Below are 15,121 nucleotides of genomic sequence, written 5' to 3'. Positions count from 1 at the left end.
TGAGCCGGAATTTTTCTGGCATTGCTTCTGTAAATCGGTTATGCTTTTCTTGCAGCTATCGCTATCCAGTCCCCGCCTTTCCGGTATAACTCTCCGGATAAACTATTCCATGCCTGTTCAACTTTAAACCCGCTCTTTTCAAGAGTCTTGCTTATAGTTTCAAAGGAATAGTCATGCAGCCATAACCTGTAAACCTTTACAGTCCCATCTTCATCCACTATTATATACTGATTTAGCCAGGTGTCATTTTCCGGGTAATCAAAGCCCATTTCCAGCACAAGATGCCTGCCTGGTCTCCAGAATCCACCTTCTGAAAAATACCACATGTTCTTGCGTCCTTCCCGCATGCGTAATTCTCTTGTGGACACATCAAAGACGAAAACTCCGTTGTCTTTAAGTGCCCTGTGGACAAGGCTCAGCAGCAGGTCACGTTTTTCATCGGAAAAGGTGCAGATTTCCCCATAGACCTGAAGAACGGCATCAAAGGTCCCTTCATAATCGATGTTGAAAAAGTCTGCACAGATATAATCGATATTATGACAACTTTTTTTAGCCTGAGCCCGTGCATAGTCTGCAGATCTTTGGGAAAAGTCGATACCGGTTACTTTCATGCCTTCAAGGCACAGCTTGCTGCTGTACAGCCCTGGCCCGCAGCCTAGATCAAGTACCCTGTCTCCGGTTTTCAGGAACCCTGAAGTTATGAGGTGGCAAACTGTTTTTTCGATCTCAGCATTTCTTCGGCTTGCTCCATCATGGGTCTGGTTAAGGTGGGCTTCAAGCATGCTTTTCGAAATGTATGGATCATCCCAGAAGCGAAGCTCGCCAGGTTCGAAAAGAGGGGGTTTTAAAGGTTGAGAGAATACGTGGAAAAAATTATGGAGCATTTACATGATTATTTGAGTTCTGACATATAAAGTAAAGTAAAGTAAAGTAAAGTAAAGTAAAGTGAAGCAAAGTAAAGTGAAGCAAAAGTTTTTGTAAATACATTAAGAGTTTTTGTAAATTTAAAGTAAGAGTTCTTGTAAATACAGTAAGAGTTTTTGTAAATCTGCAGTAAGAATTTTTGTAAATCTCAAAATAATTTTGCTGATCTGTCTGCTGAGTCACAATACACTTTTCTACATCTAAGGTTTATGTTCCTACGTTTATCATTATAATGACTATCTTGTTGATAAGTATCTTATTGTAGCAAATATTATTCAAATGAAAAAGATATGAAAAGCTAAATTTCCACTTACTGACAAGTTATTTCCGTTCTGCAGAGCAATCCAGCACCCTGAACTTAAAATATAACAGGATCAGATTGAAATAAGAGAACTGAGTTTGAAATAAATTTCCCGGAAAATTAACCACTCTTCCGGGGAGTTGGGGTAATACCGAACTGTACCGAATTCTCTTCACAAAGAATAATCACTCTAAACCGAACCACATGGGACTGACACTATGGCAAACAATTTTAAAGAAAATAGAAACGAAAGACAAGGAAAACCAGGTAGAACAAACAAGACCGGTAAAACAGATGGAGCAGGCAAAATAAGCGGGTCAGGCAAAACAGATGGAGCAGGCAAAATAAACGGGTCAGGCAAAACAGAAGGAACAGGCAAAATAAACAGGTCAGGCAAAACAGATAGAACAGGTAAAATAAAAGGGGTAGACAAAACAGGTAAAAGTGACAGGACAGGCAGGACAGGCAGGGGAATAAGTAGGAAAAGTGCAGGCAGAACCGATAAAGCTGAGACATTTTATGACCGTCTGAGTAAAGCTCTCAAACCCTATGAAAAAGCCCTTGAGAAAAAACCTGAAGATCCTGCAGCCTGGGCTGGTAAGGCAGCAGTGTTTCTAAAGTATAGAAGGTACAGTGACTCCCTAAAGGCAATTAAAAAAGCTCTTGAAATCGAGCCTGAAAACCCTCACTACCTCTACGAAAAAGCTTTTGTCCTCCTGCAGCTCAACAGGGAAGGAGATGCGTTACAGGTCTTTGACAGGTTGCTCGAGATAAAACCTGACAGTGACAAATCCTGGAATCTCAAAACTTCAGTCCTTTGCAGGCTAAATCAGCATGAAAAAGCTCTGGCAGACTCTGAAAAAGCTCTTTCTGCCAATCTGAAGCTTGCAGGAGCCTGGCATGCAAAAGGTTCCGTGCTTGCGGACCTGGGCCGATATGAAGAAGCTATAGAAGCCTATGATGCCACACTTAAGCTTAACCCGAACCTTGCAAGAGCCCTGATGGATAAAGGTTTTGCCCTATATAACCTGAACAGACCTGTGGAAGCCATGATAGCTTATGACTCTGCCCTCAAAATAAACCCTGACAATGCAAAAACCTGGGTAGGGACAGGGCTTGTCCACCTCAAACTCGGCAAATATAAAAGAGCACTTGCAGCCTGTAACAAAGCTATTTCAATAAAGCCAGATTCTTCCGATGCCTGGTACTGTAAAGGCATGGTCCTTTCCGGTCTGGATAAAAATGAAGAAGCTCTCAGAGCCCTTGACAGAGCTCTCAGGCTCAGTCCGGACCATATCGAGGCTAAAAACGCCCTTGCTTCCGTAAATTCCAAGCTCGGAATAGTTCTCGATGAAGATGAAGAAGAAAGAATGGAAAACGAGAAGCTGAAAGTGAAGCGAAACGTGTGGACAAGAAAAAAGCCAACAAGCGAAATTATAAAGAAAAGTCTGGGTCAGGAAAAAGAGAAAAGAGGAAAAACTAGCAGGAAGAATTTACGAGCAAAGAAAAAGTAAAAAACCGGTGAACCTGATAAAAGCGTAACTATACAAGGAGAGAGAAAAAGAAATAATTTATCTTCTTTCTCCTTTAGAATGAGGGATTAAAAGATATCTCTAATTTGAGGGATGAGCAGGTTTTTTCATATACTTGTAAACTAATTTGGCAGCTAGCTTAATTGCATTTTTCAACCCTAGCTTAATCGCGTTTTTCAACCTATTTTAAAGTTTTAAACCCTGGTTTCGAAGATCACCATTTCTGAAAGACAAGACAAGTAAGAGCGTGCCTGCAAATTAACCGAACCTTATAGTAAATTCCGTTCCACCATCTCTTTTCAGTTCAAGTTCGCCATCTAATTGATCTACCAGAGAAGTTACCAGCTGCATTCCAAGACTATCAAGGTCTTCAATATTGAGATTTTCAGGAATTCCTACACCGTTATCGGAAATAGTCAGAATGAAACTTGTACTGGTACTTTCGCGGTTTTCTATTTCAAATCCGGTGGTTTTTTCCCTATGAAGTTTGATTCGAATTTCTCCCCTCTCCCTGTCAGAAAATGCATGTTTAAGGGAATTGGAGACAAGTTCATTGACAATTATTCCTAACGGGACTGCAGTATCGATATCAAAGAAAAGGTCATCTTCCAGATCCATACTTAAACTGATACTGGTATTCCCAAGCCTGTATGTATGGAAAAGAGTACTGGCGAGTTCTTCAATGTACGGCGAAAAGTTAAGTTTATCAAGCTCTTTACCTCTGTATAATTCTTCATGAATAAGAGCCATAGATATGACTCTGTCCTGGCTTTCTCTAAAGGCTTCGAGAACTTCGGAATTCCCAATACACTCTCTGTTTTTGAACTGTTCAGCCTGCAGATCCAGCAAGGAAGAGATTACCTGAAGGTTATTCTTAATTCTATGATGAATTTCCTTTTTACGGGCAGTTTCAAGATTTGCCAGAATTTCTTCAGCTTTCTTGCGTTCAGTAATGTCAGTTAACATACCCAGATAGCCTATGAACTTGCCTTCCTTATTGAAAAGAGATTTAGCGCTTATAAGTCCCCATATAAATGAACCGTCCTTACGCACTAACTTCAATTCATAACTATCATCGATGCCCTTTCGCTTCTTTTCAAAACTCTTTTTGGCAACAGGCTTGCTTTCCTCACTAATAAAGTCCCATATAGGTCTACCGATAATCTCCTCCAGAGTGAATCCTGAAGTTTCCATCGTTTTGTTAGCGTAAGTAATCTTAGCTTCATTATCTACTAAGTATATACCTTCGTTAGAAGTTTCAACAATGTTGCGGTACTTTTCCTCACTTTCTCTCAGTTTTTCTTCTGCTTCTTTTCTTCCAGTTATGTCCGTAGCAATGACCGAGACAGCGTTTATCTTTCCCTGGTTGTCAAAAACCGGAAAAATAGTAAGTGAAACGTTTATTAGCTTCCCGTCCTTTCTCAATCTTAAGGTCTCATATTGCCGGATCTTTTCTCCCTGTTGAACTATTTACATAATTTTTCTATTTCTCCTGTTAATGTAGGTGGCTCTAAGATTAATATGGACTTTCCTATAACTTCTTTCACCGAATAACCATAAACCTGTTCTGCTCCTTTGTTCCAGCTTGTGACAATACCGTCAAAAGACTCAGTTATAATGGCTTCAGCTGATGATTCGACAACATTAGCTAAATTCTGAATTTTTTCTTCAGCTTTCCTATGCTTGGTTATATCTTGAATTGTTCCAATAATTCGAGAAGGATTTTTTCTCTCATCAAAAACAACTTCAGCTTTCTCATGGACTATGCGCTCTTCCCCATTGGCTGTGATAATTCTGTAATAAATATCAAAGGGCTTTCCTTTTAATGCTTCTTTAACGGCATTTTCTATGAGGTCTCGATCTTCTGGACGCACATAACTTAAGAAGGTATTGTAATCTACTTTTGACTCCTGTGGTTTAAGTCCAAAAATACGATATGTTTCATCAGACCAGTGAAGTTCATTAGTTGCAAAGTCTCGTTCCCAACTTCCAATATGAGCCATTTCTTGAGCTTCAGCAAGATTTCTTTCACTTTTTTTCAATGAATCATAAGCTTTTTGAAGCTCTGCTGTACGTTCTTTAACCAGTTTATCTAAGTTATCAAGTGTCTCTTTCAACTTAGCTTCTGCTTCTTTACGCTTGGTAACATCTCTGATGATCAGGACTCCTTTAGTGAGGCCATTTTTATCTTTGAAAAACGAACTCGATATCTCACCTGGAAAGGTCGTCCCATCCTTTCGTTTGTGGTCAAGTTCCCCTTTGAATCTGCCTGTCCTGGCTCTTTCCTCCAGGAAATATTTAAGCTCTGGACTAGATGCACCGACAGTTCCATTTCTTCCGGCTTGAATAAGTTCTTTCTCTGTCATCCCAAACATCTGACAGGCAGCTGCGTTGGCTGCAAGAATCGTTCCGTCCGGGATTGTAATAAAAATGCCATCGAGGCTACTATCGAATACTGCCTTATATTTATCCTCACTTTCTTGAAGTATTTTTTCGGTTTGCCAGCAGTTATTAGTGTTCTTCCCTGAACTTTCTATTTTCTCCCACTTACCTTCTTTTTTAGCCAAAGTAAACCTGTGGTTTGCAATAAGATCCAGGATCTCAACTGCACTACACCTGTCAACTGGATAGGTGCAAAGAGCCATTATCGGGTATTTGCCTATGACAGAGTCCAGTAATTTTTCATGGCTCATGAAGTCATTTCCGCTATACCTCAAACCATCGTATCCACTGGCAAGAGCTTCAACGGTTTTTTCAATTAAGTAATTTGATATCGTTTGTGGATCTAAAGCATTCTCTTCCGTGTGCCAGTAAGTATAGGAAATAATCTCGATTTGCCCATTTTGTAGATAAGCGTCAATATTCGGAATATCTACTTTTAAAGCTTCTTTTGCTTCATCTTCATCTATAAGTTCTGATACGATCCACAAACAAAACTCGTTATTTTCCAGTCCTGCTTTAAAATAGGGAACAGTTATGTCAATTAAATCTTCTTTTGTCTGGCAGAACTGGCAGAAATGTATTCCCCAAGGTACGTCCTCAATAATATCAATACCAGAAATTCGGTTGCGGTTTCTCATATTGCTCTCTGATCTGATGTCAGTTAAAAGTTTCTTTTTTCAAATATGATTTATCTAACCGTTTTACGTACATTGAAATTCTTTTTGCAGGAAAGATTTTTAATTCGGTAGTTATATAAAGATTTGCTTCTATAAACTTATTATTATAATATATCCATTATCATAATACGCTTAGAAATCGTGTTATACTTTTCTCACAAATTAAATATTCTTGAGCATGAGTAGGTCATCAGGCAGTGTACCGAAAATTTTGTAAATATGTCTGACTCTATATTCGTTTCCTTCCTCATGAAAAATCAGGATGTAGAGCCGGGTAACATGATCTCATTTTAAAAAATGGCTCTACGCTAGTTAATATGATCTCATTTATAAGAAATGGCTCTACTCCGTTTTGCGTGAGCTGAAATAATGGCTCAATTGAAACTTGACCATCCTGAAGATTCAAAGCCCGACAATTCCCGTTATCTTATGCAAGTCATAAAATTCCGATAATTCCAGCCATTTTACCACGTCAGTAAGCATAAATACCATAAATTGCATAAATTTATTTAAAAGTTAACGGATGTTAATGAATGATAGGTACAAGTGAAATTATATTGATCTTTGGAATTGTCATATTTTGGATTCCTGTTATTCTACTAATTTATCTGTCAATCAGATATCTTATTAACCGAAGCAAGAAAGTACATGAAGAAAAAACTGCACTGGATATATTAAAGGAAAGATACGCAAAAGGTGAAATTACTAAAGAAGAGTTTGAGGAAATAAAGAAAACTCTCGATTCTGCGTAACTTCGTATAATATTTATATCCAGCCTGAAATCTCTCTGGCAATACATGCTGTCACATAACACGGGAAAAATATTCCATTTAAATATGCCTTTACCCATCCTGGCATGTCATTTGAGAGGGACCTATCTGGGCAGGTATACTTATACTTCCTGCCTTTATACCTCTAGAAGTTAAGTCAATTCCTTTGATTTCCTGTCTTAGTTTTCAAATGAACATCTGCTTTTTTTGGAAAATATTAACAGGGATAAAACAAAAAAGTAAGAATTAAGCTGAGATCACTAAACTTCCATAAAATCACTAAACTTCCATAAAATCACTAAACTTCCATAAAATCACTAAACTTCCATAAAATCACTGAACTTCCATAAAGTATTACGCAATTATTAATTTGCTATTTTGACCTTGTGAGCTGCAGACGAGAGCGATCTGCAGCCCGTAAGGAGATCTGTCTGGAAGTACAAGTGCATCGACTGAGAAAGAGGTTACTTTCGAGACGAAGTACTTTTGTTGAAAATAAGAGTTGTATGGATCCTGGGTTATTTGTTTGAATCGAACCACTTGATACCTCCAAAATATAAAGAAACTTAGTTTCTTATATATTTATTGGATGTATTCTATATAGTTAGACGTTTGCTATTGAGAAAAATAATAGCACTGATACAATAATTGTGTGAGTTTGCTCATAAAATGAACAGGGATCACCTATAAGCGGTTCAAAATGTAATAGAGTTAAATGGTCAGAAGAAGCCAAATATACTCATAGTTTGCGGAACGAGTAGGCTTTTAACCCAATCATCAACATATGCAGAAATTCAGACGCTCATGATGAAAGCGACATTGTATTAGTGTCAAATTGCTTATTTTAGTGAGTATTTTTAGTGAGTATTTTTAGTGAGTATTTTTAGTGAGCATTTTTAGTGAATTTACTCAAAGGAATTTTACGGACTCTGCAAATTTATTCTAAAAATTTACTTGGAAAATAAGATATGATAAACGGAGAGACAGAACCTACCAACGGGCTTGAGATAAAAGAGACCTAACTGATTACCCATGTAATAGCGTCAGTTTTAACATTAAAATTTTCTTATTACTTAACTTTTATTTTAAATCTTAACTATCTCTCGTGTAAGGAATAAACCAGTTCAAGTATTGTTCTCTTAATATCATTTTTTCCAACAGAGTTTTGCATGTTTTCTCTTTTTCTCCCTATTCTTTTCATGTTCCCTAAAATTGTTATATTCTTAATGTTATCCGTTTTTTGGATGTCGGAATTTTTACGAAACAAACTGAGAGATATGGACAAAGTTTATTCATTATAGGCACACGTATGAGTAATTTTACATTTTTACTTATTTTTAACTAAGTTTTGACAATTTTGAGCGAAACATGATCTAGAGCATTATTATTGGAAAAAAATGCTCCCTATTTACAAAGTTAAGGTTTAAAGTTCCTCGCCTAATTATTCAGTCCCGATCAGATGAGAAACTTCAAGAGTAGAAGAACTCTATTTTTCTTCTTTATGAAAATCCAGTGCATTCAGTGCAAATCGTGAGTATGCAGCCGCTGGGCCACCTCCCATTTCGATGGCAACGTCTATGGTCTCATATATCTCTTTATCTGATGCACCTGCTAAACAAGCCTGTTGAACATGCCATTCAATACAGGGTTCACATTTAGTAACAATAGAAATAGATAAAGCCATTAGTTCTTTATGTTTCCTTGAAAGGCAACCGGCTTCAAATGTTTTCTTTTCTAATTCAAGAAAAGAGCTATAAGTACTGCAATTCTCCGAAAACCGGGAATGATGTTTCTTTCTATCACTTATGCTTTGATTTATTTTATCTTTGATGAACTTATCCATGTAGTCACATCCTGATAGATAGGATCACTCTAACTCTACTTAAGTATGTACTAAGTTTAAACACTAAACTCATCTTAAAACTAACTTAGATTTAATGTTAATAAAATTTTCAGAATTGGTCTTATAGAAAATCAATTTACAATTTGAATACAGGATTTAGAGGAACAAGCATAAGTTTTGGGAATTATTTCAAAGTAAGATGACGCTAATTTGGTGGATGAACAGGCTTTTAGTCCACTTGTCAATATGAAGAAACTTAGACGCCTACGATGAAAGTGCCGTTGTATAGTGTCAAATTACTTAGTGTCAAATTACTTAGTATCAAATTACTTAGTGTCAAATTAACTAAACTTTTTATTGAGTTTAATTGTAGCGACTTTACTGACTCTTAGACTCTTTCCAATAAACGTTATTTTTAATCTGAGATAGCAATTAAATAGATTCACTCTTCATTCTGTTAATGGTGATTTCTTGACCGACAATATCAAAAATATCGAAGAAAATATTTCAAACGCCGTGCTGGACAATATTTATCAACGGCGATCTGTGCGCAATTTTTCTGATAAAGGGATTTCCGACGAAATAGTCAAAGAGATTATAAGAGCAGGAACATATGCCCCCACAGCCGTAAATAAGCAGCCATGGCGGTTTGTTGTCATAAAAAATAAGCAGCTCATCGAGGAATATGATGACCGTGCTAAGAAAGCTTTTCTTGCTGCATACAAAGATACCGAAAACCCGGATCTGGCAAAGTTTGTGCAATTTTTATCTAAACCGTCAACTCGAATCTTCTATAGTGCGCCTGTCCTTATTTTAGTGTTTGCGTCCCCTGATGTTATCAATGAGCATGACTGTGCTCTAGCTGCTGAGAATATGATGCTTGCAGCCCAATCTTTAGGAATCGGCAGCTGCTGGATAGGCCTGGCTGAAGGTTTGGGTTACGATATTGAATTCCTGAAGGAAGTTGGAGTGCCAGAGGGTCATAAGCTTATTGCACCGCTGATTTTCGGATACCCGACAAAGCAGAACCTTAAAGCACCTGCTCGTAATGCTGATGTCATATTAAAATGGATAAATTAATCTCCAAAATAAGGACATATTAAAAATTTCCCACTATCTCGGGTTTATAATCTATTTAGAGCCTATCCTATGTGTTTTTATTCACTTATCTTTTTTGAAAATATGAAAAGAAGTTTAATATGTTCTATGCTACGAGGATCACAGATTAAAAAGAAACGAAAAAAATTAGAATAAGAAAAATACGAAAAGGTCTATAGATCCGATAGCAGGGACAGCTAATGTTTCTTAAACGAATGGCGAAATGTGGTTAACGCATCAACTGTTTCGGCTTTAGTGTATCATTTTGTATTTGTATCATTTTATATTTGTATCATTTTATATTTGTATCATTTTATATTTGTATCATTTTATATTTATATTTATATTCATATTTATATTTATACTTATATTTTTAACCAGCAGAAAAATGAATAGTAATCCTCCGTTGGGCATGGAACGTTCCTTGCCTATTCCGGGTTGCTTTTCCTGTCCTTCGGGACCAGAGACAGGGAGCTGGATCTGGTCAAGTTTCTTCTTTTTTTACTTGTAGCGGCGTGGCGAAACTTTCATAGAAACTCTCATGCACCCGGTTACGCTCCCTGTTAATCTGATCCGGTGTTGCACCGAATTGTTTTAAAATCATTTCCGTAACCGAGAGCGCCACTTCGCCCTCATCGGAAAAGATGACATCTGCCCCTGCAGCAATCAGTTTTTTCCGGTTGGACAGGTAGATAGTCCGTGCAATGATCCTGATATTGGGGTTCAGTTCCCGTGCCTGCCTGACAATCTCGCATTCTCCCTTAACATTGGAGGCACTGAGCACCAGTGCATGTGCATCCTTGATTCCTGCCTCGGAAAGCGTATTGAAGCGTGCAGCATCCCCGTATACTGCCCGGTATCCCTGGGAACGAAGAGACTGGATCGTCTGAATGTTCAGTTCCACAATCGTCGGGCAGATATCGTTCTCCAAGAGCAGCCGTACCACGGTCTGGCCTACGTGCCCGTACCCGATCACAATGACATGGGTCTGTCCGGATTGCTTGTTCTCCTGCCCGTTCGTAGCCGGTGCTGGAGCACACCTGGCATGGATACAATTAGTAAGACCCGGCATGCACCGATTTAGCCAACGTTCTATCTTTCCACCGGCCCGGTAAAGGAGTGGATTGAGGGTAATTGAGATGATTGCAGCTGCTACGAGGATATTCTGGGCATTTGCAGGAAGAATATTCATATTCGTTCCTACCGTTGCCAGAATGAACGAAAACTCACCGATTTGGGAAAGTATCAGGGCAATAGAGAGCGCAACCCGGAGTGGGTATCGCATCAGGACAACAATGAGAAATGCCACCAACGGTTTGCCCAGCAGGATTATTGCAAGGGTGGCTATCACGAGAACCGGGGACTCAATCAAGCTGTTCCAGTCAAAGAGCATCCCAATCGAGACAAAGAAGAGCACGGCAAATGCATCCCGCAGAGGAAGTGCCTCGGTTGCGGCCCGTGTGCTGAATTCTGATCGTCCTACCACCATCCCGGCAAGGAACGCCCCCAGGGCCATTGAGACATCAAACATATAAGCCGATCCCACGGCGATACCTAGGGCGATTGCCAGCACTGCTAGGGTAAATAGCTCCTGTGAATTGGTATTTGCAATATGAGTAAGCAAGCGTGGAAGAAGCCGTCCTCCTACTGCAAAGGTGAACACCAGCAAAATAATGATTTTTATGGCTGTAAGCATAAAAGCTTCCATGATGCCTATTGCTCCGCCAATTCCGGGATCGAGTACAACAGGGAGCAGCACCAGGACAAATACAGTAAAGAGGTCTTCCATTACCAGCCAGCCCAAGGCAATATGCCCGGTCTGGGTGTGGATTTCGTTGTTGTCCGAGAGGACCCGGGTCAGGACAACAGTACTTGCAACCGATATGGCAAGACCAAAGATGATCCCTACCTTCCAGCCCCAGCCGAGCGTATGCATCACGATTGCTCCAAATGCCGCCGTCGCCAGGCTCTGGATAAGAGCCCCAGGCAGGGCAATGCGCCTGACCGCCCAGAATTCCTGGAAATGAAACTGCAGGCCGACCCCGAACATGAGGAGGATAACCCCGATCTCGGCCAGTTGTTCAGCGAGTTCCGTATTTGCAACGAAACCCGGCGTATGCGGGCTTACCATGATACCGGCCAGCAGGTAGCCGACAATAGGTGATAACCCGAAGCGATGAGTAAGATAGCCAAACACCAGAGCTGCAACAAATCCTCCGGTCAACGTGAGGATAAGATCAAGATTTTGCACGTATAATTCTCCGTAATACCATAAAGACCATTTTTGAAAAATATGTTTTATTTTTTATCATCTTTTAAATTCCAGTTAAGGATCTAAAAACCCATGTTCTGCCTATCTGCTTCTTATTTAATTTACCTTGTTCCGCTTATTTTAAAAGCCTGTTTTTTACGACTGTGGGATGATATCCTACTATCTCGGCAACTTCTACAGCTATACAGGTAGGTTCATTCACACATTTGCTATACAGGTAAGTTCATTCATACATTTTGGGCAGCGTTTAGAAACTGTTTATCCTCACGTTTCAACAAAATGAGCTTTATCCGCTGTCCTGGACTATGGTTTTTTACCCATTTTGCCTGATAATTATCTGTATATAATTATTTTTATTTATTATATTTATTTTTATTCGTATTCAAACATGGTGTTTATACAAATAAGTTGTATTATATGTACTGATATGAACACAGGATAAGTGTTAAGAAATGCAGAAAAAGAAATACGCAAGAAATTAAAGAGAATTATAAAGATAAGACTTACACACAGATACAAAATCAGTTACGTCAAAGACTGTATATAACGTTAGCCTATCTGAGACCGAGTAAAAGATATATGGGCAAGGTAAGAGCAATCCCGCCAACGGGCTTGAGAGGAGCAGGGAAAGAACAAGACCTGCTCCTTATGATTACAGACCAAACCTAGGAAATAGGTCTGCATATGAATATCAGTATTAAAAATATTTAAGCGTTTTTACAATGTTTATTTTAGATCATCGATGTCTGTGCAGGTCACAGATTAAAAGAAAACGGATAAAGATTGGACTTCTTCATGTATATATTAGATAAGTTCGTTTACTGCAAAAGCAAGCCTATTCAAAAGTCTCGTCTTTAGCAGATTTTATGAACGCATATTCGTACATCAATGCCACTAGCCATCCACCTACCTCCACCAATACAGATACATCGCCAGTAATCCTATATAAATTCATAATAACAAGAATAGTTAGAACAGTACATGCAATCACCAAGTAGTGCATTCTCTTTTTAAAACGTGCAGAAAGCCGCATTTAATTCTCCCCTTAACTCTAAATTATAAAGGGCAATGAAGTTGAAAAACCATTAGATTCAAAAATAGTTGACAATACTAGTGAAATATCAACTAAAGTTAAAATTTCTCCCAAATTTTAGAAGATCCGGCAGAAAACAGAGAAAAATCAAGAGAATCAAACATTGTTTTATCCCAAAATTATTTCGTTTTTTAATTTCTTTGTTGCGTTATATATCGTATACAAGTAACCCAATATTTTAATTCGACTTTTAGCTTTTTTGTTGCGTGTTGTTCTAGAGGATGTTGAACTTTAACTATTTTGGATATGCGAAATCACTTCTGGATACAACATTAAATCTTATCTGAAGGTTATATTCAATGACGAGATAATCTGAGGAATAAAAGCACAAGTGCCGAAATCGCAGTTACTAAACTGAAAGCTGGTGCAGATGCTGGAGAAGATGAATTTTCTGAAGATGGTTGCTCCTGGGTAGATTTATTTTCTGATTTCGGCTGCTCAGAAGTGGGAGTTTCTCCTTCGTAGTGTTCGTTGGAGATTGTACAGTAGGCGACTGTAAAACCGCTATTGACAAGAGGTTCAGATTTCCCGTGAGCAAGAATTGTATAATATATATCTAGAGGCAATGACCCACCACTCCACTTTTCAGTAGGTTCAACAGTCCATTCGTATTCTTTAGAAGAATTTGCTTCTAAGATGTCAGGTTTCGAGTATTCTTCTATTCTTGATGTTGGACCTTTTATAATTTTGAACGAATCCTTTTCCATGCACGATAAAGAGACGTAAACGTCACTTTTTTGATATACTGTCAGGTTAATTTTTACTTTAAATGGTTCTTCTATTTTTAAAATAGGCTTAGCCGTTTCTTTTCCAGGTAAAAGTTTGTCATTATAATATACATCCATTGATCCATATGGAGATTCTGCAAGAACGACGCTTGGAATAAGTAACAAAAATACAAACAAAAAACATACCCATATTATTTTCATTCTATTTTGCTCCCCTAACTCTTTCAGAAGGTTTTCATAATCTTCTGATTTTTCATCCTACCCTCCAATTTTATCTCCATGACTTTTTGTTTACTATAACTGCGCAGATTCCATTTGCAACTCCGGTTTTGATATCGATATTGATTCTCTCAAGTTCAGAATAGCTTCAAGTTCATTTACTGTCGAGAGAATCTGAGGAATACAAGCACAAGTGCCGAAATTGCAGTTATTAAACTGAAAGCTGGTGAAGATGCTGATGAAGACGAATTTTCTGAGGCTGGCTTTCCTGAAGTAGATTGATCTTCGGATGCAGGCTGCTCAGAAGTAGGAATTTCTCCTTCGTAAGGCTCTGTAGATATATAGGGATAAGCTACTGTGAATTCACCTTGAACCAGAGGTTTATCTTCACCGACATTATGTATTTGATACCAAATATTTACAGGCATTGTTCCGCCTTCCCATTCTCCAGTTGGTTTTAGTGTCCATTCGTAAGTATATGTTCCAGGATCTAGAGATTCAAAATATAACTTTTTATCAAACTCTGAAGGACCAGTTATAACTTCATAAGGTGCTCCCACTCTTAAACTACAAATTTTTACAAATAATATCGATGTCTGATTCAATGTTAAATCAATTTTTACTTTAAACGGTTCTCCTATTTTCAGTGTAGGTTTAGCTACTTCTTTTCCCGGTAAAAGCTGATCATTATAGTAAACATCTATAGTACCATATTGAGAACTTGCTGAAACGACATTTGTCAAAAAAAGAAGTACTATTCCAAGTATAAAAATTCTGAATTTCATGATTATTCACCAAGCTGCGCAACAAGAGCTTCATATCCAGCTGATTTTTCAGTAGAACCACCTGTTTTATCTCCAACTCCTTTCGGACCAGGCCCAACTATAGTAGTAGAGTACCCACTAAATTGAAATGTTAGTGGAACGTTATCTCCAATGTATTTTCCATTGTGTAAGATTGAGTCATCTTTTCTGATGTACATCTGTCCTTTATGCCCAAAGTAAGGTTTAGGAATAACTTCATTATCGTTATCGTTGACTTTAAACTCGTTATACATTCCAACTGCTTCATAAGTCCACACATTAACCGTAAAAATCCAGTGTGGAGGCATTATCGGCAGCCCACATGGAATAGCTGCCATCGTTCTATCCAGTTTTTTTGAAATTTTGTCTCCGATCTCACCGGAATACCTGTCAGAAGTTTCATTTGTCAAGCTTTTTAG

At 38.3% G+C, this 15,121-nt stretch carries 12 protein-coding genes; 3 read left to right on the top strand and 9 right to left on the bottom strand.

The features are described 5' to 3' along the window. Positions 1-38: 38 nt before the first annotated feature. Positions 39-884, bottom strand: a complete 846-nt coding sequence (locus MSBR3_RS05380; RefSeq protein ID WP_048106958.1) for a class I SAM-dependent methyltransferase — start codon at positions 882-884, stop codon at positions 39-41. A gap of 559 nt (positions 885-1,443) precedes the next feature. Here MSBR3_RS05380 and MSBR3_RS05375 point away from each other — a divergent pair. Next, positions 1,444-2,739 (top strand): tetratricopeptide repeat protein, encoded by a 1,296-nt coding sequence (locus tag MSBR3_RS05375; protein ID WP_048106956.1) that lies wholly within the window; start codon positions 1,444-1,446, stop codon positions 2,737-2,739. Between the two features lie 276 nt (positions 2,740-3,015). Here MSBR3_RS05375 and MSBR3_RS21600 read toward each other — a convergent pair whose 3' ends face one another. Together MSBR3_RS21600 and MSBR3_RS21595 are read right to left on the bottom strand one after the other, a co-directional pair. Then, on the bottom strand, positions 3,016-4,182 hold the full coding sequence (locus MSBR3_RS21600; protein ID WP_052723292.1) for a PAS domain S-box protein: 1,167 nt from the start codon (positions 4,180-4,182) through the stop codon (positions 3,016-3,018). 41 nt (positions 4,183-4,223) lie between these two features. Continuing rightward, positions 4,224-5,837, bottom strand: coding sequence for an MEDS domain-containing protein (locus tag MSBR3_RS21595; protein ID WP_052723291.1), 1,614 nt, complete (start codon positions 5,835-5,837; stop codon positions 4,224-4,226). Positions 5,838-6,409: 572 nt separating this feature from the next. Here MSBR3_RS21595 and MSBR3_RS05365 point away from each other — a divergent pair. Next, complete coding sequence (locus MSBR3_RS05365) at positions 6,410-6,628, top strand: SHOCT domain-containing protein (protein ID WP_048106954.1); 219 nt, start codon at positions 6,410-6,412, stop codon at positions 6,626-6,628. A gap of 372 nt (positions 6,629-7,000) precedes the next feature. On the opposite strand, the gene MSBR3_RS20025 is transcribed toward MSBR3_RS05365, so the two are convergent. Next, positions 7,001-7,186, bottom strand: a complete 186-nt coding sequence (locus tag MSBR3_RS20025) for a hypothetical protein (RefSeq protein WP_155396729.1) — start codon at positions 7,184-7,186, stop codon at positions 7,001-7,003. Positions 7,187-8,132: 946 nt separating this feature from the next. After that, positions 8,133-8,489: a carboxymuconolactone decarboxylase family protein gene (locus MSBR3_RS05360; RefSeq protein ID WP_048106952.1), complete on the bottom strand. Its 357-nt coding sequence runs from the start codon at positions 8,487-8,489 to the stop codon at positions 8,133-8,135. 471 nt (positions 8,490-8,960) lie between these two features. On the opposite strand from MSBR3_RS05360, the gene MSBR3_RS05355 reads away from it, so the two are divergent. Further along, positions 8,961-9,569 carry a nitroreductase family protein gene (locus MSBR3_RS05355; protein WP_048106951.1) on the top strand — a complete coding sequence of 203 codons (609 nt, stop codon included), beginning with the start codon at positions 8,961-8,963 and terminating at the stop codon, positions 9,567-9,569. A 502-nt stretch (positions 9,570-10,071) separates the two neighbouring features. Here the strand turns inward: MSBR3_RS05355 and MSBR3_RS05350 are convergent. The 4 genes from MSBR3_RS05350 to MSBR3_RS05330 all read right to left on the bottom strand — a co-directional run bounded on the left by MSBR3_RS05350 (position 10,072) and on the right by MSBR3_RS05330 (position 15,112). Further along, positions 10,072-11,784 (bottom strand): cation:proton antiporter, encoded by a 1,713-nt coding sequence (locus MSBR3_RS05350; protein ID WP_230628013.1) that lies wholly within the window; start codon positions 11,782-11,784, stop codon positions 10,072-10,074. 1,464 nt (positions 11,785-13,248) lie between these two features. Further along, entirely contained in the window at positions 13,249-13,881 is a 633-nt protein-coding gene (locus MSBR3_RS05340) for a sarcinarray family MAST domain-containing protein (protein WP_048106946.1), read from the bottom strand. Positions 13,882-14,057: 176 nt separating this feature from the next. Next, positions 14,058-14,684, bottom strand: coding sequence for a sarcinarray family MAST domain-containing protein (locus MSBR3_RS05335; protein ID WP_048106944.1), 627 nt, complete (start codon positions 14,682-14,684; stop codon positions 14,058-14,060). Positions 14,685-14,686: 2 nt separating this feature from the next. Next, a complete protein-coding gene (locus tag MSBR3_RS05330) occupies positions 14,687-15,112 on the bottom strand; it encodes a DUF7286 family protein (protein WP_048106942.1) in 426 nt (141 codons plus the stop codon). Positions 15,113-15,121 lie beyond the last annotated feature (9 nt).

This window comes from Methanosarcina barkeri 3 (assembly GCF_000970305.1).
GTDB lineage: Archaea > Halobacteriota > Methanosarcinia > Methanosarcinales > Methanosarcinaceae > Methanosarcina > Methanosarcina barkeri_A.
This window is presented reverse-complemented; position numbering and strand designations above follow the sequence as displayed.